This is a genomic window from Pseudomonas sp. LBUM1643 (assembly GCF_059716215.1).
The window spans coordinates 5,208,974-5,233,487 of the sequence record NZ_CP166813.1; the positions used below are offsets into that span (position 1 = coordinate 5,208,974).

25 protein-coding genes are annotated in these 24,514 nt (G+C 56.8%); 17 read left to right on the forward strand and 8 right to left on the reverse strand.

Features of this window, described 5'->3' with window-relative positions; translation table 11 throughout:
• Window positions 1-5 precede the first annotated feature (5 nt).
• Together nth and ACA063_RS23490 are read left to right on the forward strand one after the other, a co-directional pair.
• Entirely contained in the window at window positions 6-644 is a 639-nt protein-coding gene (gene nth / locus ACA063_RS23485; protein WP_497663561.1) for an endonuclease III, read from the forward strand.
• 106 nt (window positions 645-750) lie between these two features.
• A complete protein-coding gene (locus tag ACA063_RS23490; protein ID WP_162439417.1) occupies window positions 751-930 on the forward strand; it encodes a PA3496 family putative envelope integrity protein in 180 nt (59 codons plus the stop codon).
• 66 nt (window positions 931-996) lie between these two features.
• Here ACA063_RS23490 and ACA063_RS23495 read toward each other — a convergent pair whose 3' ends face one another.
• A complete protein-coding gene (locus tag ACA063_RS23495; RefSeq protein ID WP_162439416.1) occupies window positions 997-1,623 on the reverse strand; it encodes a response regulator transcription factor in 627 nt (208 codons plus the stop codon).
• A gap of 477 nt (window positions 1,624-2,100) precedes the next feature.
• On the opposite strand from ACA063_RS23495, the gene ACA063_RS23500 reads away from it, so the two are divergent.
• Window positions 2,101-2,721: a hypothetical protein gene (locus ACA063_RS23500; RefSeq protein ID WP_497663562.1), complete on the forward strand. Its 621-nt coding sequence runs from the start codon at window positions 2,101-2,103 to the stop codon at window positions 2,719-2,721.
• A 152-nt stretch (window positions 2,722-2,873) separates the two neighbouring features.
• Here the strand turns inward: ACA063_RS23500 and ACA063_RS23505 are convergent, their stop codons facing one another.
• Window positions 2,874-4,091: an argininosuccinate synthase gene (locus tag ACA063_RS23505; RefSeq protein WP_497663563.1), complete on the reverse strand. Its 1,218-nt coding sequence runs from the start codon at window positions 4,089-4,091 to the stop codon at window positions 2,874-2,876.
• Between the two features lie 129 nt (window positions 4,092-4,220).
• Window positions 4,221-5,141, reverse strand: a complete 921-nt coding sequence (locus ACA063_RS23510) for a flagellar protein MotY (protein ID WP_497663564.1) — start codon at window positions 5,139-5,141, stop codon at window positions 4,221-4,223.
• A 159-nt stretch (window positions 5,142-5,300) separates the two neighbouring features.
• On the opposite strand from ACA063_RS23510, the gene pyrC reads away from it, so the two are divergent.
• Both pyrC and rnt read left to right on the forward strand, forming a co-directional pair.
• A complete protein-coding gene (gene pyrC / locus ACA063_RS23515; protein WP_162439413.1) occupies window positions 5,301-6,347 on the forward strand; it encodes a dihydroorotase in 1,047 nt (348 codons plus the stop codon).
• Complete coding sequence (gene rnt, locus ACA063_RS23520) at window positions 6,344-7,021, forward strand: ribonuclease T (protein WP_162439412.1); 678 nt, start codon at window positions 6,344-6,346, stop codon at window positions 7,019-7,021. Before pyrC ends, rnt begins: the two co-directional genes overlap by 4 nt.
• A 71-nt stretch (window positions 7,022-7,092) precedes the next feature.
• Here rnt and ACA063_RS23525 read toward each other — a convergent pair whose 3' ends face one another.
• On the reverse strand, window positions 7,093-7,695 hold the full coding sequence (locus ACA063_RS23525; protein ID WP_064679479.1) for a peroxiredoxin: 603 nt from the start codon (window positions 7,693-7,695) through the stop codon (window positions 7,093-7,095).
• 302 nt (window positions 7,696-7,997) lie between these two features.
• On the opposite strand from ACA063_RS23525, the gene ACA063_RS23530 reads away from it, so the two are divergent.
• Together ACA063_RS23530 and bfr are read left to right on the forward strand one after the other, a co-directional pair.
• A complete protein-coding gene (locus tag ACA063_RS23530) occupies window positions 7,998-8,216 on the forward strand; it encodes a bacterioferritin-associated ferredoxin (protein ID WP_008057530.1) in 219 nt (72 codons plus the stop codon).
• A 199-nt stretch (window positions 8,217-8,415) separates the two neighbouring features.
• Window positions 8,416-8,889: a bacterioferritin gene (gene bfr, locus ACA063_RS23535; protein WP_017340571.1), complete on the forward strand. Its 474-nt coding sequence runs from the start codon at window positions 8,416-8,418 to the stop codon at window positions 8,887-8,889.
• A gap of 247 nt (window positions 8,890-9,136) precedes the next feature.
• On the opposite strand, the gene grxD is transcribed toward bfr, so the two are convergent.
• The 3 genes from grxD to plzR form a co-directional block, all read right to left on the reverse strand.
• Window positions 9,137-9,478: a Grx4 family monothiol glutaredoxin gene (gene grxD, locus ACA063_RS23540; protein ID WP_497663565.1), complete on the reverse strand. Its 342-nt coding sequence runs from the start codon at window positions 9,476-9,478 to the stop codon at window positions 9,137-9,139.
• Between the two features lie 97 nt (window positions 9,479-9,575).
• Window positions 9,576-11,684: a molybdopterin oxidoreductase family protein gene (locus ACA063_RS23545; protein WP_497663566.1), complete on the reverse strand. Its 2,109-nt coding sequence runs from the start codon at window positions 11,682-11,684 to the stop codon at window positions 9,576-9,578.
• Window positions 11,685-11,844: 160 nt separating this feature from the next.
• The gene (gene plzR / locus ACA063_RS23550; protein WP_490148194.1) at window positions 11,845-12,135 is read right to left on the reverse strand and encodes a PlzR type 4 pili assembly inhibitor; all 291 of its coding nucleotides are present in this window, start codon (window positions 12,133-12,135) and stop codon (window positions 11,845-11,847) included.
• 408 nt (window positions 12,136-12,543) lie between these two features.
• Here plzR and argF point away from each other — a divergent pair, with 408 nt between their 5' ends.
• Window positions 12,544-13,464 (forward strand): ornithine carbamoyltransferase, encoded by a 921-nt coding sequence (gene argF / locus ACA063_RS23555; RefSeq protein WP_162439408.1) that lies wholly within the window; start codon window positions 12,544-12,546, stop codon window positions 13,462-13,464.
• On the forward strand, window positions 13,461-14,570 hold the full coding sequence (locus tag ACA063_RS23560) for an ABC transporter ATP-binding protein (RefSeq protein WP_497663567.1): 1,110 nt from the start codon (window positions 13,461-13,463) through the stop codon (window positions 14,568-14,570). Before argF ends, ACA063_RS23560 begins: the two co-directional genes overlap by 4 nt.
• A gap of 134 nt (window positions 14,571-14,704) precedes the next feature.
• On the opposite strand, the gene ybaK is transcribed toward ACA063_RS23560, so the two are convergent.
• Window positions 14,705-15,175: a Cys-tRNA(Pro) deacylase gene (ybaK, locus tag ACA063_RS23565; protein WP_007971306.1), complete on the reverse strand. Its 471-nt coding sequence runs from the start codon at window positions 15,173-15,175 to the stop codon at window positions 14,705-14,707.
• 296 nt (window positions 15,176-15,471) lie between these two features.
• Between ybaK and ACA063_RS23570 the strand changes: the two genes are divergently transcribed.
• The 8 genes from ACA063_RS23570 to ACA063_RS23605 all read left to right on the forward strand — a co-directional run bounded on the left by ACA063_RS23570 (window position 15,472) and on the right by ACA063_RS23605 (window position 24,341).
• Window positions 15,472-16,323, forward strand: coding sequence for an MIP/aquaporin family protein (locus tag ACA063_RS23570; protein WP_497666577.1), 852 nt, complete (start codon window positions 15,472-15,474; stop codon window positions 16,321-16,323).
• A 75-nt stretch (window positions 16,324-16,398) separates the two neighbouring features.
• On the forward strand, window positions 16,399-17,904 hold the full coding sequence (gene glpK / locus ACA063_RS23575) for a glycerol kinase GlpK (protein WP_497663568.1): 1,506 nt from the start codon (window positions 16,399-16,401) through the stop codon (window positions 17,902-17,904).
• A 95-nt stretch (window positions 17,905-17,999) separates the two neighbouring features.
• Window positions 18,000-18,755: a DeoR/GlpR family transcriptional regulator gene (locus tag ACA063_RS23580; RefSeq protein ID WP_162439403.1), complete on the forward strand. Its 756-nt coding sequence runs from the start codon at window positions 18,000-18,002 to the stop codon at window positions 18,753-18,755.
• 350 nt (window positions 18,756-19,105) lie between these two features.
• Window positions 19,106-20,644, forward strand: a complete 1,539-nt coding sequence (gene glpD, locus ACA063_RS23585) for a glycerol-3-phosphate dehydrogenase (protein ID WP_162439402.1) — start codon at window positions 19,106-19,108, stop codon at window positions 20,642-20,644.
• A gap of 442 nt (window positions 20,645-21,086) precedes the next feature.
• The gene (locus ACA063_RS23590; protein WP_497663569.1) at window positions 21,087-22,001 is read left to right on the forward strand and encodes a glutamate/aspartate ABC transporter substrate-binding protein; all 915 of its coding nucleotides are present in this window, start codon (window positions 21,087-21,089) and stop codon (window positions 21,999-22,001) included.
• Between the two features lie 191 nt (window positions 22,002-22,192).
• Window positions 22,193-22,939, forward strand: coding sequence for an amino acid ABC transporter permease (locus tag ACA063_RS23595; protein WP_162439400.1), 747 nt, complete (start codon window positions 22,193-22,195; stop codon window positions 22,937-22,939).
• On the forward strand, window positions 22,939-23,610 hold the full coding sequence (locus ACA063_RS23600; RefSeq protein ID WP_497663570.1) for an amino acid ABC transporter permease: 672 nt from the start codon (window positions 22,939-22,941) through the stop codon (window positions 23,608-23,610). Before ACA063_RS23595 ends, ACA063_RS23600 begins: the two co-directional genes overlap by 1 nt.
• The gene (locus ACA063_RS23605) at window positions 23,607-24,341 is read left to right on the forward strand and encodes an amino acid ABC transporter ATP-binding protein (protein ID WP_162439398.1); all 735 of its coding nucleotides are present in this window, start codon (window positions 23,607-23,609) and stop codon (window positions 24,339-24,341) included. Before ACA063_RS23600 ends, ACA063_RS23605 begins: the two co-directional genes overlap by 4 nt.
• Window positions 24,342-24,514: the final 173 nt, after the last annotated feature.

Consider the following 24,514-nt stretch of genomic DNA (forward strand, 5'->3'; position numbering starts at 1 on the left):
TGTCCATGAATGCAGCAAAACGGCTGGAAATTTTTCGCAGGCTTCACGAAGACAACCCGGAACCGAAAACCGAACTGGCCTATTCCTCGCCGTTCGAACTGCTGATCGCGGTAATCCTCTCGGCGCAGTCAACTGATGTGGGCGTCAACAAGGCCACCGCCAAACTCTACCCGGTGGCGAATACTCCGGCGGCCATTCATGCGTTGGGTGTCGAGGGGTTGTCGGAATACATCAAGACCATCGGCCTGTTCAACAGCAAAGCGAAAAATGTGATCGAGACCTGTCGGTTGCTCGTGGAACGTCACGGCGGCCAAGTGCCGCAGACTCGCGAGGAGTTGGAAGCGCTACCAGGGGTGGGTCGCAAGACGGCGAATGTCGTGCTCAATACTGCGTTCCGTCAGCTGACCATGGCCGTAGACACTCATATTTTCCGGGTCAGCAATCGCACCGGCATTGCGCCCGGAAAGAATGTGGTCGAGGTGGAAAACAAACTGATGAAGTTCGTGCCGAAACAATATTTGCTCGATTCTCATCATTGGCTGATCCTCCATGGCCGCTACGTCTGCCTGGCCCGCAAGCCTCGCTGCGGGAGCTGTCGCATCGAAGATCTGTGCGAATTCAAGCACAAGACTTCGGACGATTGAGCCGCTATTGGTTTTATTGATACATCGATTGAAAAAATCTTTTTTACCCGCAGGGAGATTATCGCTATAAGAGGCGCCAACGGCAGTCTTAGCCTGGAGTTAACCTATGAGCACTGGCAAAGAGCAATTGGACGTAGAAGAAGACTTCACAGCCGTTGAAGCCGAAGACGCTGAACCGGTAGTGGAAGTGGCAAAGACCAACCTCAGCAAGCGCCGTACCATCGACAATATGCTGGAGGAGCGCCGATTGCAGAAGCAACTGGCCGATTACGATTTTGACCTATGACACCTAAAAGCCTCCCGAAACGGAGGCTTTTTACCAGGTGCGAAACTTTGATGAACGCGAGATCAATCACACCAGTCCATTGCGTTGTGCCAGCTCGATCAGGTCAACAAGCGAACGCGCATTAAGTTTCAATAGCAACCGGGTTTTGTACGTGCTGACCGTTTTATTGCTGAGAAACATTCCATCGGCAATCTCCTTGTTGGTTTTACCTCGAGCCAACTGTTGCAACACCATCATTTCTCGTCCGGACAAGCGATCCACCATGTCGGCTTCACTGGCATTTCCCAAACTGGAACGCACGGTGTGCAAGGCCTGGTTCGGAAAGTAGCTGTAACCTGACAACACAGCCTTTATTGCACTAAGCAATTCAGTAAGATCCTGCTGTTTGCAAACATATCCTGCCGCGCCAGACTGCATGCAACGCATTGAAAAATGCCCCGGAGCCTGCGACGTTAAAATCAGGACTTTAATCGGCATTGCTGTCGATACCAGGCGCGCGATAACTTCAAGCCCGTCCAACTTCGGTATATGAATATCCAGAATGACAATATCCGGCATATGGTCACGAGCCAGCTGCAATGCATCCACGCCATTATCGGTTTCGGCAACGACCTCGTAGCCATGACGCTCCATCAGCATACGTACCGCAAGACGAATGACGGGGTGATCATCCACGATCAGCACTTTATTCATGGGCAAGTCCAATTTCGCTGTTCGAATTTTTAGAACCAGCACAATAGCCTAGTCGTTTCGCCCATGGCATGGCAGCCCCCCCGCCTGCTTGCACCGAGAGACGATTCCTACAAATATTGAAGATTTGTCCTACAAAAAAACCTTCTGAACAGCCCCTCTGAAGTGTAAATCGTCTCGTAATATTTCGATTTTTTATAGTTTTTGTATCCACTCACAACAACAAACGCGTTAACAAAAATGTGAGCAGTCAATTTATAATTCATCCAGCAATAGATTACGATAAAGAAGACGCCACACTTAGACCTTTTTAATTCACTCTAAAAATACCGCACCTCACAACTAACCTTACCGACGTCAGCCAACAACTATTATAAAAAATCCTGCCCACTCTAAGAAGCAGAGCGCCAGTCGAACCACTGTAGCGCCCTGTAAAACCCTAAACCCACGAGAAAAAGATAAAACAGATGAGAAAAAATCATGAACAAACTCAAACAACGAATAACCAACCCCATGACAATTATCGCCATATTCGCAACACTGTCTGAAACGTCGGCGGCTATCTCCCTACCCTTTCTCGACGATTCGGAACGAGAGATTTATGTCTGGTTTCTAATCAGTTTCCCTTTTTATTTACTGCTGCTTTTCTTCGCCACGCTCAATTTCAACTACCGCTCACTCTATGCGCCTGCCGACTTTGAAAAGAGTAAACATTTCCTGAAAGTCATGGGCAACGAGCGCTCGCAGACGCGCGAAGCCAAAGCGCCAAGCGAGGAAGGTTTGCGCATACCCCGACCTATGGAGCATTACATTCGTTTTCCCAAGCGACTCAAGGACCTCTATATCGTCGACGTGCGGGGAGTCAGTAAAAAAACTGTCATCAACTTTTCAGTTGAGAACATTCAGGACGAACCGGGAAAACGAGCCCGTGCGATCGTATTCATCACGTGTGCGGATTCGGAGGTTTTGCTGCAGGCGAGCGCGCTCGATAATTTCAAGCACGCGAAAAAAGGCAGCACGTTCTGCGCGTCTTACAATTTGAGCTCGAATGACCTGACGATCATGGAACATGACACCCCACTGGCACATGGCAACCAGTAGCGTAGAGACCCAACCTGAGAGATAAAACGGGAAGGAATTGAAAGCGCACGAGAAAACGCAGCACATTCAAATGGAACATTTCTTTTTTCGAATGTGTGGCCTTGTCGCTGACAAGGCCACACATCACTGCGCGGGGTTAACGCTCAAAGGGCTCAGAAAAGCTTCCGGCCTTTGTTCGCGGCAATGCGCATGCGCAAGGCGTTGAGCTTGATGAAGCCCGCCGCGTCCGCCTGGTTGTAGGCACCGCCGTCTTCTTCGAAGGTCGCAATGTTCGCATCGAACAACGATTCGTCGGACTTGCGACCTGTAACGATCACATTGCCTTTGTACAGCTTCAGACGCACAACACCGTTCACGTGTACCTGGGAGGCATCGATCATCTGTTGCAGCATCAGACGCTCCGGGCTCCACCAGTAACCGGTGTAGATCAGGCTCGCGTACTTTGGCATCAGCTCGTCTTTGAGGTGAGCCACTTCACGGTCCAGCGTGATCGATTCGATCGCACGGTGAGCGCGCAGCATGATGGTGCCGCCAGGGGTTTCGTAGCAGCCACGGGACTTCATGCCCACGTAACGGTTTTCCACGATATCCAGACGGCCGATACCGTGCTCGCCACCGATTTTGTTCAGGGTCGCCAGAACGGTGGCCGGGGTCATCTCGACACCATCCAGTGCAACGATGTCGCCATTGCGGTAGGTCAGTTCCAGGTACTGAGCCTTGTCAGGAGCCTGCTCCGGGGAGACGGTCCATTTCCACATGTCTTCTTCGTGCTCGGTCCAGGTGTCTTCCAGCACGCCGCCTTCATAGGAGATGTGCAGCAGGTTGGCGTCCATCGAGTACGGGGATTTCTTCTTGCCGTGACGCTCGATCGGAATATTGTGCTTCTCGGCGTAATCCATCAGCTTCTCGCGGGACAGCAGGTCCCACTCACGCCAAGGGGCAATCACTTTCACACCAGGTTTCAAGGCGTAAGCGCCCAGTTCGAAACGAACCTGGTCGTTACCCTTGCCAGTGGCACCATGGGAGATAGCGTCAGCGCCGGTTTCGTTGGCGATTTCGATCAGGCGTTTGGCAATCAACGGACGAGCGATGGAAGTACCCAACAGGTACTCGCCTTCGTAAACGGTGTTGGCGCGGAACATCGGGAAAACGAAATCACGCACGAACTCTTCGCGCAAATCGTCGATGTAGATCTCTTTGACGCCCATGGCCTGAGCCTTGGCGCGTGCAGGTTCGACCTCTTCGCCCTGACCCAGGTCAGCGGTGAACGTCACCACTTCACAGTTATAAGTATCCTGCAGCCACTTGAGGATCACCGAAGTGTCCAGGCCGCCGGAATACGCCAGAACGACCTTGTTTACGTCCGCCATGCCATCACTCCACGGGGTTCTACGGAAAGCCGTCGAGTCTACCGGTCATGCGCAATAATTTACAGAGGCGCGACAGCTTATGACGACGAAGCGACAGATTCTGTCGAGAGCGCGACGATGACCGGCAAGTCAGGATGTTGCCGACGTACTGCCGGGTGCAGTGATTTGTGGCGCGACTTGCGGCGTGGCCTTCTCCGTGGGTGCCACCCTTTCGAGGCGCACGGCGACCCGGCGATTCTTCGCCCGGTTAGCGGCGCTGTTGTTAGGGGCCACAGGATAACGTTCGCCATGAAAGCGCATCGTGATCTGCGATTCCTGAACGCCATTGGCCTTGAAGAACTCCATGACCGCCAGGGCACGACGTCGCGAGAGGTCACGGTTGGTGAGGCGATTACCACTGTTGTCGGAGTGACCGTCCAGTTCGATGTGATTGACCGTCGGATCAGCCTTCATGAACTCGAGCATCACCTGCAACTGGGCCTTGGCTCGGGCGTCCAGATCCAGGCCTTCGCCGGAAAAACCTATCTGGGACTGCCGGATTTGTTCAAAATTCTTCGGCAGCAGCTTGGCCACACAGCTCTGGTAGTCATTGAACGCCTGGCTGAACCTGACCGGCAGCAGTCGCACTTCCGATACCCGGCCATCTCCTGATGAATGCCGGATAACCGGGCTTCGACCGTCCAGCAAGCCGCTGATCAAACGCCCGGCCTGTACCTGCGAAGTGTCAAACAGAACGTTGCCACTCCCGATGCGCACAGACCCCAGGTTAATATCGCCACGCCCCGGCTGCCAGGGCGCGGCGGCAGCCAGCAAGGTCGCCGAACCGCCGCCAATCATGGCGTTGAAGGCCGTCAGACGAAAAGTCGCCTGTTCTCCAGCACGGCGGACGAATCCACCAGCGCCGAAGTCGGTAATCGGTTGAGTCAGACGGCATTCGAACTTGTCCCCTTCGACCGTCCACTCGATGCTCTCCAGGCGCGTCTGGAAAGTGAGCGCCATGGCAGGAACGCTGGCAAACACACTGAGCAAGGCTAAATAACGCTGGCGCACGGGAGGCTCCACTGGCTTCTACAACAAAAAGACCGACACAGACTTGTTTACGGCATACCTGTTGGATATCGGAAGCTTGCGGCAAAACTTGATAGCGAGTGCCTGGAAGAGTCTTTTCCGGTAGCATTCCCCTCAGTTTGACCCGCCTGGAATCCCCTCATGTCCGACCGCCTGACCCTGCTGCGTCCCGACGACTGGCATATTCATCTTCGCGATGGTGCCGTGTTGACCAATACCGTCGCGGATGTTGCGCGCACCTTTGGTCGCGCCATCATCATGCCCAACCTGGTTCCTCCGGTACGCAACGCTGCTGAAGCCGATGGCTATCGCCAGCGAATTCTGGCCGCACGGCCGGCCGGTAGCCGTTTCGAACCGCTGATGGTTCTCTACCTGACCGACCGCACCCAGCCCGAAGAAATTCGCGAGGCCAAGGCCAGCGGATTTGTTCACGCCGCCAAGCTGTACCCGGCCGGCGCGACCACCAACTCGGACTCTGGCGTCACCAGCATCGACAAGATTTTCCCTGCGATAGAGGCCATGGCCGAAGTCGGGATGCCCTTGCTGATTCACGGTGAAGTCACCCGCGGTGATGTCGACGTCTTTGACCGCGAGAAGATCTTCATCGACGAGCACATGCGTCGTGTGGTCGAGCGCTTCCCGACGCTCAAGGTAGTGTTCGAACACATCACTACCGCAGACGCCGTGCAGTTCGTCAACGAGGCCTCGGCCAACGTCGGCGCGACCATCACCGCTCATCACCTGCTGTACAACCGCAACCACATGCTGGTTGGCGGGATTCGCCCGCACTTCTACTGCCTGCCGATTCTCAAGCGCAATACACACCAGGAAGCCCTGCTCGACGCCGCCACCAGCGGCAGCGAAAAGTTCTTCCTCGGTACCGACTCGGCGCCGCACGCCCAGCACGCGAAAGAAGCCGCATGCGGCTGTGCAGGTTGCTACACCGCTTATGCAGCGATCGAGATGTACGCCGAAGCGTTCGAGCAACGCAACGCGCTGGACAAGCTCGAAGCCTTTGCCAGTCTGAACGGCCCGCGCTTCTACGGCCTGCCGGTCAATACCGATCGCATTACCCTGGTCCGTGATGAATGGACCGCCCCTACCAGCCTGCCATTTGGCGAGCTGACCGTTATCCCGCTGCGCGCCGGTGAAAAACTGCGCTGGCGCCTGCTGGAGGAACACGCGTGAGTGAAGACCATTTCGACGACGAACAGGACGGTCAAGGCGGCGGAGGTGGTTCACGCCACCCGATGGCTGCTCGCTTCCGTGGATACCTGCCAGTTGTTGTCGACGTTGAAACCGGCGGTTTCAACTCTGCCACTGACGCCTTGCTGGAAATCGCCGCAACAACCATCGGCATGGACGAAAAGGGCTTTGTTTATCCCGACCACACCTACTTCTTCCGTGTAGAGCCTTTTGAAGGTGCGAACATTGAAGCAGCGGCGCTGGAATTTACCGGGATCAAACTCGATCATCCGTTGCGCATGGCTGTCAGCGAAGAAGCTGCACTGACCGATATCTTTCGCGGCATCCGCAAGGCTTTGAAAGCCAACGGTTGCAAACGGGCGATCCTGGTCGGTCACAACAGCAGTTTCGACCTGGGCTTTCTCAACGCTGCCGTAGCGCGCCTGGACATGAAACGTAACCCGTTTCATCCGTTCTCCAGCTTCGATACTGCAACGCTTGCCGGTCTGGCCTACGGTCAAACCGTGCTCGCCAAGGCCTGCCAGGCCGCTGACATCGATTTCGACGGTCGCGAGGCCCACTCGGCTCGCTACGACACCGAAAAGACAGCCGAGCTGTTCTGCGGCATCGTCAATCGCTGGAAGCAGATGGGTGGCTGGGAAGACTTCAACGACTGATTGCTGTTGCTGATTTGCGCCCACAAAAAAACCGGCCTCAGAGGCCGGTTTTTTTATGCCTGAAACGCGCCTTACAAAGCAGCAGCGTTTTCGGTCAGGTAAGCCGCGACGCCTTCGGTCGAAGCGGTCATGCCTTTGTCGCCTTTTTTCCAGTTGGCAGGGCAGACTTCGCCGTGCTCTTCGTGGAATTGCAGAGCGTCGACCAGACGGATCAGCTCTTCAATGTTACGGCCCAGCGGCAGGTCGTTGATGATCTGCGAGCGGACAACGCCCTTGTCGTCGATCAGGAATGCGCCACGGAAAGCCACGCCGCCTTCGGATTCAACGTCGTAAGCCTTGGCGATTTCGTGCTTCAGGTCGGCCGCCATGGTGTAACGAACTTCGCCGATGCCACCGTTGTTCACCGGGGTGTTGCGCCAGGCGTTGTGGGTGAAGTGCGAGTCGATCGACACGGCGATCACTTCAACGTTGCGTGCCTTGAAGTCAGACATGCGGTTGTCCAGAGCGATCAGCTCGGACGGGCAAACGAAGGTGAAGTCCAGCGGGTAGAAGAACACCAGGCCGTATTTGCCTTTGATGGCCGACGACAGGGTAAAGCTGTCGACGATTTCGCCATTGCCGAGTACAGCCGGTACGGTGAAGTCAGGGGCTTGTTTGCCTACGAGTACGCTCATCGAATATCTCCTGGTGTAAAAACGTGAAGTTCCGGGTTTGCGCCAGCCTGCCACCTTCAGGCGACAGCCCTGTGACACGAACCCGCTTCATAAGGACCGGCCATCATACACTGCGTTTTTAACCTGTCCTCAACGGATTTTTCAACGCTGCCAAATTGCTTCTCACAGAAAAATGCTATAGCCAACCGTTCGTCAGGGACGGGCGCTTATAACGCGAAGCTTTCAGAAACCACTTTGACAATCATTCTCGTTAACATTAAGATCCATCGCAATTGAGTCACAACCAGCGACGGTTATCACTTATGTATGTCTGCCTCTGCACTGGCGTCACCGACGGACAAATTCGCGATGCAATCTATGAAGGTTGCTGCAGCTACAAGGAAGTCCGCCAAGCTACCGGCGTAGCCAGCCAATGCGGTAAATGCGCCTGCCTTGCCAAGGAAGTGGTTCGTGAAACCCTGACCAAACTGCAAACGGCCCAGGCCGCGATACCTTTTCCTGTAGAATTTACGGCCGCTTAAAATACCCTATTTAAAGAACCGGACTTGATGTCCGGTTTTTTTATGCCTGCAAATCAATCGCTTAGGCGCTAGACGCGGAACACAAACATTCTTATTCCGATTAATTTTCACTTAACTTTCAATAACTTAGGTTTGACACTCTTTATGACGCGGCTCAAACTCTGCCTTATAGACAGTTAATAAAGGGCAGGACCCCATCATGAAAGGCGACATTACAGTCATCCAGCATCTCAACAAGATCCTTGCCAATGAGCTGGTCGCGATCAATCAATATTTCCTGCATGCGCGCATGTACGAAGATTGGGGCCTGAACAAGCTCGGCAAGCACGAGTATCACGAATCCATCGACGAGATGAAGCACGCGGACAAGCTGATCAAGCGCATCCTGTTCCTTGAAGGCCTGCCGAACGTCCAGGACCTGGGCAAGCTGCAGATCGGCGAGCACACCCAGGAAATGCTTGAGTGCGACCTGCGTATCGAACGTACCGGTCACGCTGATCTGAAGGTCGCGATTGCTCACTGCGAAACCGTAGGTGACTTCGGTAGCCGTGAACTGCTCGAAGATATCCTTGAGTCTGAAGAAGAACATATCGACTGGCTGGAAACCCAACTGGGCCTGATCGATAAAGTTGGTCTTGAGAACTATCTGCAATCGCAGATGGGCGAAGAGTAAGGCTGTAGGAGCTCTGTAGGAGCTGTCGAGTGAAACGAGGCTGCGATCTTGGCTTTAGCAGCAGCGACATTGACTTCGACTTCGACTTCGACTTCGACTTCGACACAACTTACCAAACGCAATAAAAAGCCCCGCTCCTCTCACGAGGGCGGGGCTTTTATTTGCTGAAGATCAAAAGATCGCAGCCTCGTTTCACTCGACAGCTCCTACAGAGCTCCTACAGAGCTCCTACAGAGCTGCTACAGCCTTAAGCTTCAGTCTTGTTCGCAGCAGCTGCTTCGACAGCAGACTTGATAGTGCTCTGCAACGAACCGTCCGCAGCCATCTCGGTCATGATATCGCTACCGCCGACCAGCTCACCACCGACCCACAGTTGCGGGAAGGTTGGCCAGTTGGCGTATTTAGGCAGGTTGGCACGGATTTCCGGGTTCTGCAGGATGTCCACGTAGGCGAACTTTTCACCACATGCCATCACGGCCTGTGCAGCTTTTGCGGAGAAGCCACACTGGGGGGCATTCGGCGAGCCTTTCATGTAAAGCAGAATGGTGTTGTTAGCAATCTGCTCTTTAATCGTTTCGATGATATCCATGGAGCACCTCGGCTGAACTTTCCGACTCAGAGGTCGGCACGGTGGCGCATTGTAACGGAAACCCGAGCGCTATGCTCGGTCTCCCCGACAGACACGATCACGCCGCCGCCACGGTCACCGGCACCCCGTTGAGCGCCGCATTACCCGACAATTCGTCGAGCTGGCATTCATCGGTCAGGTCATTGGCGCTGGAGCCTGGCTGACCACTGGCGATTGTCATCTGCACGCCCGGCCGCGCATGCCCCCACCCGTGGGGCAGGCTGACCACGCCTTTCATCATGTCCAGGCTGGCAACCACCTCCACTTCGATGACCCCGACCCGAGAACTGACCCGCACGCGCTGACCATCGTTAAGGCCGCGGCTGGCGAGATCCTCAGGGTGCATGAGCAGTTGATGACGCGGCTTGCCTTTCACCAGTCGGTGATAGTTGTGCATCCACGAGTTGTTGCTGCGCACGTGACGCCGGCCAATCATCAACAACTCATCGGGCGCAGGCGCCTGCAAGGCTGCAAAGCGCACCAGGTCCGAGAGAATCGCTGGAGGCGCGGCCTGAACACGCTGATTGGCAGTTTTCAAACGCGGCGCCAGGTTGGATTTCAGGGCCCCCAGATCGATACCGTGAGGGTGATCGAACAAGGTCGCCAGCGACAGCTTGTGCGGCGACGCATCGCCATACGCCCCCATCCGCAAGCCCCGATCAATCATCTGGGCCGGCGCGATGGTCGGTTTCAGCTCCTTGCCGGTCTTGCTGGCAAAGGCCTTGGCCAACCCGACGAAGATTTCCCAATCGTGCAACGCACCTTCAGGCTTGGCGAGAATGGCGCGATTGAACCGACTGACATTGCGCACGGCGAACATGTTGAACGTCGTGTCGTAATGATCGTTTTCCAGGGCCGAGGTGGAAGGCAGGATCAGGTCGGCATAGCGCGTGGTTTCATTGATGTACAGGTCAATGCTGACCATGAACTCCAGCCCGTCCAGCGCCTGCTCCAATTGCCGGCCATTGGGTGTCGACAACACCGGATTGCCCGCCACAGTGACCAGCGCGCGTACCTGCCCTTCCCCTTCGGTGAGCATTTCTTCGGCCAAGGCCGACACCGGCAGCTCGCCAGCGTACTCCGGGCGCCCGGAGACACGGCTTTGCCACAGATTGAAATGCCCTCCTGACGTAGACGCCACCAGATCCACGGCCGGTTCAGTGCACAGCGCACCACCGACCCGATCAAGATTACCGCTGACCAGATTGATCAATTGCACAAGCCAATGGCACAACGTGCCGAACGCCTGGGTCGACACGCCCATGCGCCCATAGCAAACAGCCGTAGGTGCCGCAGCAAAATCGCGAGCCAGTTGCCGGATCTGCTCGGCCGGCACCGCGCACAGCGGGCTCATGGCCTCGGCGGTGAAATGGCTGACCGCCTCACGCACTTCATCCAGACCGTCCACCGGCAGATGGCTTTCGCAGTCCAGTCCTTCGGCAAACAAGGTGTTGAGCAACCCGAACAACAACGCTGCATCGCCACCGGGACGCACGAACAGATGCTGATCGGCCATCGCCGCCGTTTCGCTGCGACGCGGATCGACCACCACCACTTTTCCGCCCCGTGCCTGAATAGCCTTCAGGCGTTTTTCCACATCCGGCACGGTCATGATGCTGCCATTGGACGCCAGCGGATTGCCGCCAAGGATCAACATGAAATCGGTGTGATCGATGTCCGGGATCGGCAACAGCAAGCCATGGCCGTACATCAAATGGCTGGTGAGGTGATGCGGTAACTGGTCCACCGACGTCGCGGAAAACCGGTTGCGGGTTTTCAACAGCCCGAGAAAGTAATTGCTATGGGTCATCAACCCGTAGTTGTGCACGCTGGGGTTGCCTTGATAGACCGCCACCGCATTCTGCCCGTGATGCGCCTGAATCGCCGCAAGGCGCTCGGCGATCAGGTTGAAGGCGTCTTCCCACTCGATGGGCTGCCATTCGCTTCCCACGCGCTGCATCGGCTGATGCAGGCGGTCCGGGTCGTTCTGGATATCCTGCAGCGCAACGGCCTTGGGACAGATATGACCGCGGCTGAACGTGTCCTGCGCATCCCCCTTGATCGAGGTGATCTGCACGCCGGCGCCGTCAACTTCAGTGGTTTCGATGGTCAGGCCGCAAATGGCCTCACACAGGTGGCACGCACGGTGATGGAGAGTCTTGGTCATGGCCAGTCTCTGTTTTGTTCTGAGCGGGCAATATCGGCCGCGGGAACAAAACTATGGCGCCAGACCCGAAAGTGCGCCAGCGACGTTCGTCTTGTGAATCGGCGGCCATCAGGCCAGCCGATGAGCGCCACTGATCATCGCGACCAACCCTTCAAGCAGATCAGTTCGGTGGAAGCCTGGGGGGCGATTGCAGCTGGATCTCCTGGACGGTCTCGATCTGCTCCTGGGCAACATGCACACCAGTGAGTTCACCGATCAGGCGCCAATGCTCGTCCAGTCCGGTACTGATGGTGGCCATGCGATCGATCATGCGTCTGCCGGCGGCTTTGGTGACTTCGTCATGGCTGCGCATCAACTCGAAGGACATCGAGGTCATTGAGGCCGTGAGATGGGTCAGTGAGCGGGCCGTGAGGCTGAGTAATTCCATTAATTGCTGTTCTTTCGATTCCATTCCGGAAGCTTCCTGCGTCGCTCGAAAGGTAGTTATAACCCAGCACTTTGCTTTAGCAAATGTTTCAGACGAGACACAGGCTCCATAAGCCTTGCCGAATGACAGGTCGCAAACCGACCGGCGATACACCCTGCCCGCCCTGCAAGATTGCAAAGCCCCGCAAGCACAGTGTACAAATGGCGGGCTGCTGTCAGGAAACAGGCTTCAAAAGCGCTACTGCGGTCTCCCCGTAGCCCCTCTGAAATCCCCTAAAAACCGTAGCCCTATTGGTAAGACGCGACATTTAATTATAAGATCGCGCCTTCCCCTATTTCGTCGCCCCGTGCGGCTTACGCCGCAGGTCTCGCCCGTTTTTCAGTTAAACAAGGCTTTGAGTATCTGCGGTCTGTTGCAAAAAGGTAGTCAATGATGAGCGCAAGGCACTTTCTCTCCCTGATGGATTGCACGCCCGAAGAGCTAATCAGCGTGATCCGTCGAGGCGTTGAGCTCAAGGACCTGCGTAACCGCGGCGTACTGTTCGAGCCTCTGAAAAACCGCGTTCTCGGGATGATTTTCGAGAAGTCCTCGACCCGTACCCGTATTTCCTTCGAAGCCGGCATGATCCAGCTCGGTGGCCAAGCGATTTTTCTGTCGCCCCGTGACACCCAACTGGGTCGTGGCGAGCCGATCGGTGACGCTGCCATTGTGATGTCGAGCATGCTCGATGCCGTGATGATCCGTACGTTTTCCCATAGCACCCTGACCGAATTCGCTGCCAACTCCCGCGTTCCGCTGATCAACGGCCTGTCCGATGACCTGCACCCGTGCCAGTTGCTGGCCGACATGCAGACTTTCCTCGAACACCGTGGCTCGATCCAGGGCAAGACCGTGGCCTGGATCGGCGACGGCAACAACATGTGCAACAGCTATATAGAAGCGGCGATCCAGTTCGACTTCCAGTTGCGCGTTGCCTGCCCGGAAGGTTTCGAGCCTAACGCTGAATTCGTGGCCAAAGCCGGTGATCGTGTGACCATCGTCCGCGATCCGAAAGACGCCGTGCGCGGTGCACACCTGGTGAGCACCGACGTCTGGACCTCCATGGGCCAGGAAGAAGAGACCGCCAAGCGCCTGAAGCTGTTCGCACCGTTCCAGGTCAACCGGGCCTTGCTCGACCTGGCCGCTCCGGACGTCTTGTTCATGCATTGCCTGCCCGCTCACCGTGGCGAAGAAATCAGCCTCGACCTGCTCGACGACAAGCGCTCCGTTGCCTGGGATCAGGCCGAGAATCGTCTGCACGCACAAAAGGCCTTGCTCGAGTTTCTCGTCCCGCCTTCGTACCACCACGCATGAGCCAGCCATTACTGCTTAACCTGCGCAACCTCGCCTGCGGCTATCAAGATCAGCGCGTGGTACAGAATCTCAATCTGCATTTGAACGCGGGTGATATCGGTTGCCTGCTCGGCTCTTCGGGTTGCGGCAAGACCACCACCTTGCGTGCCATTGCCGGGTTCGAACCGGTGCATGAAGGTGAAATCCAGCTGGCCGGCGAGACGATCTCCAGCGCCGGCTTCACGCTTGCGCCAGAGAAACGCCGTATCGGCATGGTGTTCCAGGACTACGCGCTGTTTCCGCATTTGAGCGTCGCCGAAAACATCGCATTCGGAATCCGCAAGCACCCGCAAAAAGAACGCGTCACCGAAGAATTGCTCGAACTGGTGAACCTGAAGAACCTCGGCAAGCGCTTTCCCCATGAGTTGTCTGGTGGTCAGCAACAACGCGTGGCCCTGGCCCGTGCGCTAGCGCCGGAGCCCCAATTGCTGCTGCTCGACGAACCGTTCTCCAACCTCGATGGCGAGTTACGCCGCAAGCTCAGCCATGAAGTACGCGACATTCTCAAGGCTCGCGGCACCAGCGCCATCCTGGTCACCCATGATCAGGAAGAAGCCTTTGCAGTGAGCGATCACGTCGGGGTTTTCAAAGAGGGTCGCCTGGAACAATGGGACACGCCCTACAACCTGTATCACGAGCCGCTGACTCCCTTCGTTGCCAGTTTCATCGGTCAGGGTTACTTCATTCGCGGGCAGCTGAACAGCCCGGAATCGGTGCAGACCGAACTGGGTGAACTGCGCGGCAACCGCGCCTACACCTGGCCTGTGGGTGGCGCGGTCGATGTGCTGCTGCGTCCGGACGATATCGTTTATGCACCGGATAGCGCCCTGAAAGCCCGCATCGTGGGCAAGACCTTCCTCGGCGCATCAACCTTGTATCGGTTGCTGTTACCGACCGGCGCGCAGCTTGAGTCGATCTTCCCAAGTCACGCGGATCATCTGGTCGGTGCCGCAGTCGGCATTCGCGTTGCGGCTGAACACCTGGTGCTGTTCCAGGCAACCGGTAGCACGGCGGCGCAGATACCGGCAGTGGAGTCAGGCGTCCGACGGTACAGCACAACCAGCTGACATCTGTAGATCTAAACTGTGGGAGTGAGCCTGCTCGCGATGACGGTGCTTCAGTCAATGATTTGTCGACTGACACTTCGCCATCGCGAGCAGGCTCACTCCCACAATGGATTTGGGCGCATGCCCACTCCAGGTTATGCCCTGCCGATATCCGCAAACTTCGCCTGGGTATGCTCCGCCAGCACCGCAGGCGCCAGCTCCACTTCAAGCCCCCTCCGCCCAGCACTGACAAAAATACTCGCAAACGGCTGGGCCGAATTGTCGATAAACGTGCGCAGACGCTTCTTCTGCCCCAACGGACTGATGCCACCCAGCAGATAACCTGTCGACCGCTGCGCCGCTGCCGGGTCCGCCATCTCGACTTTCTTTACCCCCGCCGCATGTGCCAGCCCTTTCAAGTCGAGACTGCCAACGACGGGCACTACAGCCACCAGTAACTCACCCTTCTCACTGGCTGCCAGCAAGGTCTTGAATACCTGTGCCGGGTCGAGCCCCAGTTTCTCCGCAGCCTCCAATCCGTAAGACGCAGCCTTGGGATCATGTTCGTAACTGTGCACGCGATGTTCGGCTCGAACTTTTTTCAACAAATCCAATGCAGGGGTCATGACAGCTCCAGACTGGTCGGCAGTACAAAAATCTCGTGCTGGATTCTAGGCCATTGACCCGTAAAAGGCTCTATCACAGCCCTGTTTCATTGAACTTGCCGATCATTTTGCCGTTCGTCCACATTAAGCCCATCTCGTGAACAACAGGATCATTCACGTGACTAATAGTTGAAATGTGACCGATGGTTCACTTTCGACCTTTGACAGCAGTGTTTCTTGTCTATATTTTTTCGAATACGAATACGGTACGAATATTCCTTTGCAGCACCCAGACAAAAACAACAACGAGGTTTTCAATGACAACTGCTTTACAACAACCGCCGCTCTCGAGCCAGTGCATGGCCGAGTTTCTGGGTACTGCCCTGCTAATCTTTTTCGGCACCGGTTGTGTGGCTGCACTCAAGGTTGCAGGTGCCAGCTTTGGCTTGTGGGAAATCAGCATCATCTGGGGCGTCGGTGTGAGCATGGCGATCTACATGACCGCCGGGGTTTCAGGCGCGCATCTCAACCCTGCCGTCAGTATTGCGCTGTGCATTTTCACCGACTTCGAAAAGCGCAAACTGCCGTTCTATATCCTTGCCCAGGTAGCGGGCGCCTTTTGTGGGGCCTTGTTGGTTTACACGCTCTACAGCAATTTATTCTTCGATTACGAACAAACGCACCATATGGTTCGCGGCACCCAGGCCAGTCTTGAATTGGCCTCGGTGTTTTCCACGTTCCCGCACCCAGCCCTGTCCACAGCCCAGGCGTTTCTGGTTGAAATGATCATCACGGCCATTCTGATGGGCGTGATCATGTCTCTGACCGACGACAACAATGGTTTGCCCAAAGGGCCGTTGGCACCCTTGCTGATCGGTTTGCTGATTGCAGTGATCGGCAGCTCGATGGGGCCTTTGACCGGTTTTGCGATGAATCCGGCGCGCGACTTCGGGCCCAAGCTGATGACGTTCTTTACGGGCTGGGGTGAAATGTCCTTAACCGGCGGGCGCGACATCCCGTACTTCCTGATTCCGGTTTTTGCACCGATCGTCGGTGCCTGCCTCGGTGCTGCAGCTTATCGCGGGCTGATTGCCCGGCATTTGCCCGGTACCCAACCTGCTACAAAGGATGCAGCACCGGCCATTGACGGCAAACCTCGAACTTCTTGATACCGTAGGCGTGTGATCCTGCCAATCTGGTCCCTCGCCTGACCTCACTCCCTTATTTCGTCCAAGGCAATCGACATGACCGACATTCAGAATAAGAACTACATCATTGCCCTCGATCAGGGTACGACCAGTTCGCGCGCGATCATTTTTGACCGTGACGCAAACGTGGTGTGCACCGCCCAGCGTGAATTCGTCCAGCATTACCCGCAAGCCGGTTGGGTCGAGCATGACCCGATGGAAATTTTCGCCACGCAAAGCGCAGTGATGGTCGAGGCCCTGGCCCAAGCCGGCCTGCATCACGATCAGGTCGCCGCCATTGGTATCACTAACCAGCGTGAAACCACCGTAGTCTGGGACAAGACCACCGGTCGCCCGATCTACAACGCGATCGTCTGGCAGTGCCGCCGCAGTACTGAAATCTGCCAGCAGCTCAAACGCGATGGCCACGAGCAATACATCAGCGAGACCACCGGACTGGTGACCGACCCGTACTTCTCCGGCACCAAATTGAAGTGGATCCTCGACAACGTCGAAGGCAGCCGCGAACGTGCGCGCAAGGGTGAGCTGTTGTTCGGCACCATCGACAGCTGGCTGATCTGGAAATTTACCGGCGGCAAAGTACACGTCACCGACTACACCAACGCCTCGCGCACCATGCTCTTCAACATCCACACGCTGGAGTGGGATGCGAAGATGCTCGACGTGCTGGATATTCCCCGCGAGATGCTGCCGGAAGTTAAATCCTCGTCCGAAATCTACGGCCACACCAAAAGCGGCATCGCCATCGGCGGTATCGCCGGTGACCAGCAGGCGGCTCTGTTCGGCCAAATGTGCGTCGAGCCCGGACAAGCGAAAAACACGTACGGCACCGGCTGCTTCCTGCTGATGAACACCGGCAACAAAGCGGTGAAATCCAAGCACGGCATGCTGACCACCATCGCTTGCGGCCCTCGCGGTGAAGTCGCCTACGCACTCGAAGGTGCAGTGTTCAACGGCGGTTCGACCGTCCAGTGGCTGCGCGACGAGTTGAAAATCATCAACGACGCCCATGACACCGAGTATTTCGCCAACAAGGTCAAAGACAGCAATGGTGTGTACCTGGTCCCGGCCTTTACCGGCCTGGGCGCTCCGTACTGGGACCCGTATGCCCGTGGTGCGCTGTTCGGCCTGACCCGCGGCGTACGCGTGGATCACATCATTCGTGCAGCGCTGGAATCGATTGCCTACCAGACCCGCGACGTTCTGGACGCCATGCAACAGGATTCCGGCGAACGCCTCAAAGCCCTGCGCGTGGATGGCGGTGCGGTGGCGAACAATTTCCTGATGCAGTTTCAGGCCGACATTCTCGGCACGCAGGTCGAGCGCCCGCAAATGCGCGAAACCACCGCACTGGGCGCAGCCTATCTCGCGGGCCTGGCGTGTGGCTTCTGGGGCAGCCTGGACGAGTTGCGCGGCAAGGCGGTGATCGAACGTGAATTCGAGCCGGCGCTGGACGAAACCAAGAAGGAAAAACTCTACGCGGGCTGGAAAAAAGCGGTCAGCCGCACCCGAGACTGGGAACCCCATGAAGGCGATGAATAAGCCATCCTTGCGAGAGGATTAGGGTTGTAACTGGTCGGGAGCAGATTCCTGCGGCATCATGGGCAAATTTTGCATGGCAGCCCAAAGGAAGCCCAATGAATCTGCCTCCCCGTCAGCAGCAAATCCTCGAACTGGTCCGCGAACGCGGCTACGTGAGTATCGAGGAACTGGCCACGCTGTTCGTCGTTACACCGCAGACTATTCGCCGCGATATCAATCAGCTCGCGGAAGCCAATCTATTGCGCCGCTACCATGGCGGCGCAGCCTACGACTCTAGCGTCGAAAACACCGCCTACGCCATGCGCGCCGATCAGATGCGCGACGAAAAACAGCGTATCGGCGAAGCCATCGCGGCACAGATCCCCGACCACGCCTCACTGTTCATCAACATCGGTACCACCACCGAGTCGATCGCCAGGGCGTTGCTCAATCACAATCACCTCAAGATCATCACCAACAACCTGCATGTAGCCTCCATGCTCAGCGCCAAGGACGATTTCGACGTCCTGCTGACCGGTGGCAATGTGCGGCGCGACGGTGGTGTGGTTGGCCAGGCCAGCGTCGATTTCATCAACCAGTTCAAGGTCGACTTTGCGCTGGTCGGCATCAGCGGCATCGATGAGGATGGCAGCCTGCTGGACTTCGATTATCAGGAAGTGCGCGTGTCCCAGGCGATCATCGCCAATGCGCGGCAGGTGATTCTGGCAGCTGACTCCAGCAAATTCGGGCGCAACGCCATGATTCGTCTGGGTCCGATCAGCCTGATCGATTGCCTGGTCACCGATCAGCAGCCGGTGCCGGCGCTGGCGCAGTTGTTGAGTCAGCACAAGATTCGGCTGGAAGTGGTTTAACCCCTTTCCGCCTGTTGAAGAAACCCTGTGGCGAGGGGATTTAGCGAACCGTCGCACCGCCCCGTTGGGTGGCGCAGCCACCCCAAAGATTTTGGAACTGCTGCGCAGCCCAACGGGGCGGTGCGACGGTTCGATAAATCCCCTCGCCACATTTGCATTCCGATAAATCCCCTCGCCACATTTTGTTCTTCACGCCCCCTAAATGTTCGTAAATTTTCCTTTCATAGCCCTTCGATGAGTATTTTCAATCGAAGTTGACTGGCTGTGGGCGTCTTTATGGGCTACCATTTTCGCAAATGAACATTAATGTTCGAATTCCAATACAGAAAATCAAAGCCCGAGGCCAGCCGATGCCCACTTCTACCTTGCCTACGCCCCCTCTCGCCGAGGTCTACGATGTTGCCGTTATCGGTGGCGGCATTAATGGCGTGGGGATCGCAGCGGATGCCGCCGGTCGCGGTCTTTCGGTGTTCCTTTGCGAAAAGGATGACCTGGCCAGCCACACCTCGTCTGCCAGCAGCAAACTGATCCACGGCGGTCTGCGCTACCTCGAACATTACGAGTTCCGTCTGGTGCGCGAAGCGCTGGCCGAACGCGAAGTGCTGCTGGCCAAGGCGCCACACATCGTCAAGCAAATGCGCTTCGTGTTGCCTCACCGCCCGCACCTGCGCCCGGCGTGGATGATCCGTGCCGGCCTGTTTCTGTATGACAACCTTGGCAAACGGGAAAAACTGGAAGGTTCGAAGAGCCTGAAGTTCGGTCCGGACAGCCCGCTGAAAAGCGAAATCACCAAGGGCTTTGAGTACTCTGATTGCTGGGTCGACGATGCTCGCCTGGTGGTGCTGAACGCCATGGCCGCCCGCGAAAAAGGTGCCCATGTGCACACCCAGACCCGTTGCACCAGCGCCCGTCGCAGCAAGGGCCTGTGGCATCTGCACCTGGAACGCGCCGATGGCAGCCTGTTTTCGATTCGCGCCAAGGCCCTGGTAAACGCCGCCGGCCCGTGGGTCGCCAAGTTCATCCGTGACGACCTGAAGATGGAATCGCCGTATGGCATCCGCCTGATTCAGGGCAGCCACCTGATCGTGCCGAAGCTGTACGAAGGTGAGCATGCGCACATTCTGCAAAACGAAGATCAGCGAATCGTCTTCACCATTCCGTACCTGAACCACTTCACCCTGATCGGCACCACCGACCGTGAATACACCGGCGATCCTGCGAAAGTCGCAATCACCGACGGCGAGACCGACTACCTGCTCAAGGTGGTCAACGCGCACTTCAAGAAGCAAGTCAGCCGCGACGACATCCTGCACAGCTACTCCGGCGTTCGCCCGCTGTGCAACGACGAATCCGACAACCCTTCGGCCGTTACCCGCGACTACACCCTGGCACTCTCCGGCAGCGGCGAAGAAGCACCGTTGTTGTCAGTCTTCGGCGGCAAGCTGACGACCTATCGCAAACTGGCCGAGTCGGCGCTGGCACAACTGACGCCGTACTTTACCCAGATCAAACCCAGCTGGACGGCCACCGCTACGCTGCCAGGGGGCGAAGACATGACGACGCCTCAAGCGTTGTGCGCCTTGATTCGCGACAAGTTCGACTGGGTGCCGACCGAAATCGCGCGCCGCTGGTCCACTACCTACGGCAGCCGCACCTGGCGGATGCTCGAAGGCGTACAGAGCCTGAATGACCTGGGTGATCACATCGGCGGCGGGCTCTACACCCGCGAAGTTGATTACCTGTGCAGCGAAGAGTGGGCAACCACTGCGCACGACATCCTGTGGCGTCGCAGCAAGCTCGGGCTGTTCACTACCCCGGCAGAACAGCAGAAGCTGGTGGATTACCTGAGCAAGGTCGAACAGAACCGCAGCAAGATCGAAGCGGCCTGATCGGCCATTTACTTAAACGAAAGCCCCTGAATCGCAAGTTTCAGGGGCTTTTTGCATTTCCCCTGCACCGCTGTTCATTGTGGGAGCCGGGCTTGCCCGCGAAGACGGCAGCACAGCCGAGATTAAATTGACGGACACACCGCTATCGCGGGCAAGCCCGCTCCCACAAGGTTATGTACAAGGAGTGCCATTCGGTTTTCCGAACACGACTTGGCAGTCGATTCGGTAAACCGGATTAAACAACGTGAAAAATATCGCCACAAATATTTAATATCCTTAAAAATCAATGATTTGATCTATAGCGCCTAGCCTGGCACGAGTCATGCTCTACACTCTTGGACGAATGCTTGCTGCGCCGATCCTTCAAACGCCAGCAAACCTTCGAAGCACAAAAGGGCCGACGAACTGGCTCCATAAAAAAAACAATGTCGAGGAAAATTTGATGCGCATCGTTCCCCATATCCTGGGCGCAGCCATTGCTGCCGCTCTGATTACCACTCCAGTTTTCGCTGCCGAACTCACTGGCACACTGAAGAAGATCAAAGATTCCGGTGTCATCACCCTCGGGCATCGTGACGCCTCCATTCCGTTTTCCTACATCGCTGATGCCTCCGGCAAACCGATCGGCTACTCCCACGACATCCAGCTGAAAATCGTCGAAGCGATCAAGAAAGACCTGGACCTGCCAAACCTGCAGGTCAAATACAACCTGGTCACCTCGCAAACCCGTATCCCGCTGGTGCAAAACGGCACCGTGGACGTCGAGTGCGGCTCCACCACCAACAACGTCGAGCGTCAGCAGCAAGTTGACTTCTCCGTCGGCATCTTCGAAATCGGCACCCGCCTGCTGTCGAAGAAAGACTCCCCTTACAAAGACTTCGCCGACCTGAAAGGCAAGAACGTCGTGACCACTGCCGGCACCACGTCCGAGCGCATCATCAAATCGATGAACGCCGACAAGCAGATGGGCATGAATGTCATTTCCGCCAAAGACCACGGCGAGTCGTTCCAGATGCTGGAATCGGGCCGCGCCGTTGCCTTCATGATGGACGACGCCTTGCTGGCCGGTGAAGCAGCCAAAGCCAAGAAGGCCAGCGACTGGGCCGTGACCGGTACGCCACAGTCCTACGAAATTTACGGCTGCATGGTCCGCAAGGGCGACGAGCCGTTCAAGAAAGCCGTGGATGACGCGATCGTAGCGACCTACAAGTCGGGCGAGATCAACAAGATCTACGAAAAATGGTTCATGGCGCCAATCCCGCCAAAAGGCCTGAACCTGAACTTCCCGATGAGTGATGAACTCAAGGCCCTGATCGCCAATCCGACCGATAAAGCGGCTGACGAAAAGAAATCCTGATTTCTGACTAACCTTACCTCCTGAGAGGGCCGTTGCCCTTTCAGGAGGTTGTCACTCCCTGCTGGCATTTCTGGAAACACTCGAACCGGTGGCTGTCGAGCCGGTGGCGTGTGCCCGACGTTCAAGTCGGGTGGGAACGGAGCTTCCCCAGGCGGGCACTTGCACATTGATCGATCCGAGGGGAGACCCTAATGAATTACAACTGGGACTGGGGCGTGTTCTTCAGGTCCACCGGGGTGGGCAGCGAGACGTATCTCGACTGGTACATCACCGGGCTGGGCTGGACCATCGCCATCGCCATCATGGCCTGGATCATTGCCCTGACGCTGGGCTCGATTCTGGGTGTCATGCGCACCGTACCGAATCGCATCGTATCGGGCATCGCGACCTGCTACGTCGAAATCTTCCGTAATGTGCCGCTGCTTGTTCAGCTGTTCATCTGGTACTTCCTGGTACCCGATCTGCTGCCTCAAGGCATGCAGGACTGGTACAAGCAGGACCTGAACCCGACCACATCGGCATTCCTCAGCGTCGTCGTGTGCCTGGGTCTGTTCACCACTGCTCGTGTCTGCGAACAGGTACGCACCGGCATCCAGGCGTTGCCGCGCGGTCAGGAATCCGCCGCTCGTGCCATGGGCTTCAAGCTGCCGCAGATCTACTGGAACGTGCTGCTGCCTCAGGCCTACCGGATCATCATCCCGCCGCTCACCTCGGAATTCCTGAACGTGTTCAAGAATACCTCCGTGGCCTCGCTGATCGGTCTGATGGAACTGCTTGCACAAACCAAGCAAACCGCCGAGTTCTCCGCCAACCTGTTCGAAGCCTTTACCCTGGCGACCCTGATCTACTTCACCCTGAACATGAGCCTGATGTTGCTGATGCGCCTGGTCGAGAAGAAAGTCGCTGTGCCGGGCCTGATCTCCGTAGGGGGTAAATGATGGAATTCGACTTCTCGGGCATCATCCCGTCCCTGCCGGGCTTGTGGAACGGCATGGTCATGACCCTGCAATTGATGGTAATGGGCGTCGTCGGCGGGATCATTCTCGGCACCATCCTCGCGCTGATGCGCCTGTCCCACAGCAAACTGCTGTCGAACATCGCCGGCGCCTACGTCAACTACTTCCGCTCGATCCCGCTGCTGCTGGTCATCACCTGGTTCTACCTGGCGGTGCCGTTCGTGCTGCGCTGGATCACCGGCGAAGACACGCCGATCGGCGCGTTCACCTCGTGCATCGTGGCCTTCATGATGTTCGAAGCCGCGTACTTCTGCGAGATCGTCCGGGCCGGTGTGCAGTCGATTCCCAAGGGCCAGATGGGCGCTGCCCAGGCGCTGGGCATGACGTATGGCCAGATGATGCGGTTGATCATCCTGCCGCAAGCGTTTCGCAAGATGACCCCGCTGTTGCTGCAACAGAGCATCATCCTGTTCCAGGACACCTCGCTGGTTTACGCCGTCGGCCTGGTGGACTTCCTCAATGCCTCGCGTGCCAGTGGCGACATTATCGGTCGCTCCAATGAGTTCCTGATCTTCGCAGGGCTCGTGTACTTCATCATCAGCTTTTCCGCCTCGCTGCTGGTCAAGCGTCTGCAAAAAAGGTTCGCCGTATGATCTCTATCAAAAATATCAACAAGTGGTATGGCGACTTCCAGGTGCTGACTGATTGCAGCACCGAGGTCAAAAAGGGTGAAGTGATCGTGGTGTGCGGGCCTTCCGGCTCCGGCAAGTCGACCCTGATCAAATGCGTCAACGCCCTGGAACCGTTCCAGAAAGGCGACGTGGTCGTCGATGGCACGTCCATCGCCGACCCGAAGACCAACCTGCCGAAACTGCGCTCGCGCGTCGGCATGGTGTTCCAGCATTTCGAACTGTTCCCGCACCTGACCATTACCGAAAACCTGACCATCGCGCAGATCAAGGTGCTGGGTCGCAGCAAGGAAGAAGCCACCAAGAAAGGCCTGCAATTGCTTGAACGCGTCGGCCTGTCGGCGCATGCCCACAAGCACCCTGGCCAGCTTTCCGGTGGTCAGCAACAGCGTGTGGCGATTGCCCGTGCGCTGGCGATGGACCCGATCGTCATGCTGTTCGACGAACCGACTTCGGCGCTCGATCCGGAGATGGTCAACGAAGTGCTGGACGTGATGGTGCAACTCGCTCACGAAGGCATGACCATGATGTGCGTCACCCACGAAATGGGCTTCGCCCGCAAAGTGGCGGACCGGGTAATTTTCATGGACCAGGGCAAGATCATCGAAGACTGCAAGAAAGAAGAGTTCTTCGGCGACATCAGCCACCGGGCCGAGCGTACCCAGCACTTCCTCAACAAGATTCTGCAGCACTGAGAAAGACACCGCTCCCCTCTGTGGGAGCGGGCTTTTGTGGCGAGGGGATTTCTGTGGCAAGAGGATTCATGTGGCGAGGGGATTTATCCCCGTTCGGCTGCGAAGCAGTCGTAAATCCGGACAACTCAGTTTGACTGAACTGACGCTGGGGCCGCTTCGCAGCCCAACGGGGA

Bases quoted from the DNA above. Each gene is read 5' to 3' on its own strand.
- ACA063_RS23570 (WP_497666577.1), top strand. From the start codon at position 15,472: ATGACAACTGCTTTACAACAACCGCCGCTCTCGAGCCAGTGCATGGCC.
- grxD (WP_497663565.1), bottom strand. From the start codon at position 9,478: ATGGATATCATCGAAACGATTAAAGAGCAGATTGCTAACAACACCATT.
- ACA063_RS23505 (WP_497663563.1), bottom strand. From the start codon at position 4,091: ATGGCGGACGTAAACAAGGTCGTTCTGGCGTATTCCGGCGGCCTGGAC.
- ACA063_RS23590 (WP_497663569.1), top strand. From the start codon at position 21,087: ATGCGCATCGTTCCCCATATCCTGGGCGCAGCCATTGCTGCCGCTCTG.
- ACA063_RS23495 (WP_162439416.1), bottom strand. From the start codon at position 1,623: ATGAATAAAGTGCTGATCGTGGATGATCACCCCGTCATTCGTCTTGCG.
- plzR (WP_490148194.1), bottom strand. From the start codon at position 12,135: ATGGAATCGAAAGAACAGCAATTAATGGAATTACTCAGCCTCACGGCC.
- ACA063_RS23580 (WP_162439403.1), top strand. From the start codon at position 18,000: ATGAATCTGCCTCCCCGTCAGCAGCAAATCCTCGAACTGGTCCGCGAA.
- ACA063_RS23545 (WP_497663566.1), bottom strand. From the start codon at position 11,684: ATGACCAAGACTCTCCATCACCGTGCGTGCCACCTGTGTGAGGCCATT.
- argF (WP_162439408.1), top strand. From the start codon at position 12,544: ATGAGCGCAAGGCACTTTCTCTCCCTGATGGATTGCACGCCCGAAGAG.
- ACA063_RS23525 (WP_064679479.1), bottom strand. From the start codon at position 7,695: ATGAGCGTACTCGTAGGCAAACAAGCCCCTGACTTCACCGTACCGGCT.
- ybaK (WP_007971306.1), bottom strand. From the start codon at position 15,175: ATGACCCCTGCATTGGATTTGTTGAAAAAAGTTCGAGCCGAACATCGC.
- glpK (WP_497663568.1), top strand. From the start codon at position 16,399: ATGACCGACATTCAGAATAAGAACTACATCATTGCCCTCGATCAGGGT.
- bfr (WP_017340571.1), top strand. From the start codon at position 8,416: ATGAAAGGCGACATTACAGTCATCCAGCATCTCAACAAGATCCTTGCC.
- ACA063_RS23530 (WP_008057530.1), top strand. From the start codon at position 7,998: ATGTATGTCTGCCTCTGCACTGGCGTCACCGACGGACAAATTCGCGAT.
- ACA063_RS23600 (WP_497663570.1), top strand. From the start codon at position 22,939: ATGGAATTCGACTTCTCGGGCATCATCCCGTCCCTGCCGGGCTTGTGG.
- glpD (WP_162439402.1), top strand. From the start codon at position 19,106: ATGCCCACTTCTACCTTGCCTACGCCCCCTCTCGCCGAGGTCTACGAT.
- ACA063_RS23490 (WP_162439417.1), top strand. From the start codon at position 751: ATGAGCACTGGCAAAGAGCAATTGGACGTAGAAGAAGACTTCACAGCC.
- ACA063_RS23560 (WP_497663567.1), top strand. From the start codon at position 13,461: ATGAGCCAGCCATTACTGCTTAACCTGCGCAACCTCGCCTGCGGCTAT.
- pyrC (WP_162439413.1), top strand. From the start codon at position 5,301: ATGTCCGACCGCCTGACCCTGCTGCGTCCCGACGACTGGCATATTCAT.
- nth (WP_497663561.1), top strand. From the start codon at position 6: ATGAATGCAGCAAAACGGCTGGAAATTTTTCGCAGGCTTCACGAAGAC.
- ACA063_RS23595 (WP_162439400.1), top strand. From the start codon at position 22,193: ATGAATTACAACTGGGACTGGGGCGTGTTCTTCAGGTCCACCGGGGTG.
- ACA063_RS23500 (WP_497663562.1), top strand. From the start codon at position 2,101: ATGAACAAACTCAAACAACGAATAACCAACCCCATGACAATTATCGCC.
- ACA063_RS23605 (WP_162439398.1), top strand. From the start codon at position 23,607: ATGATCTCTATCAAAAATATCAACAAGTGGTATGGCGACTTCCAGGTG.